The organism is Erwinia sp. PME.40.26/001 (assembly GCF_055556675.1).
Map to the genome: position 1 here is coordinate 1 of NZ_JBVHNP010000219.1, position 265 is coordinate 265.

Here is a 265-nt window from a genome sequence, read left to right on the forward strand (position 1 = left end):
AAGCGCGCCCGCCACGCCCGCGCACTCATCGGCTCCTCGCTCGTGCAGTGGACGGCCGCACGCCGCCAGCAGCTCGTCAACGACTTCACCGAGGCCGAAGAGGACAGCGAGCACCGCCTGTGCACACAGGCCTACTGGCGTGAGACCATCCCCAGCCAGAACGGGCACGCCGGCCTCCACGACCGCCTCGTGCAGTCCGCGGTGGTCCTGGACCGCGGCATCGTGATTATGCTCATGATGCTCCGCGACCTCGACGTCATCAGCG

The 265-nt window shown here is 68.7% G+C and carries 1 protein-coding gene; it reads left to right on the forward strand.

The genetic code is table 11. The features are described from left to right. A partial coding sequence (locus ACZ3HG_RS23915) for a hypothetical protein (RefSeq protein ID WP_465334882.1) occupies positions 1-265 on the forward strand: 265 nt, incomplete at both ends.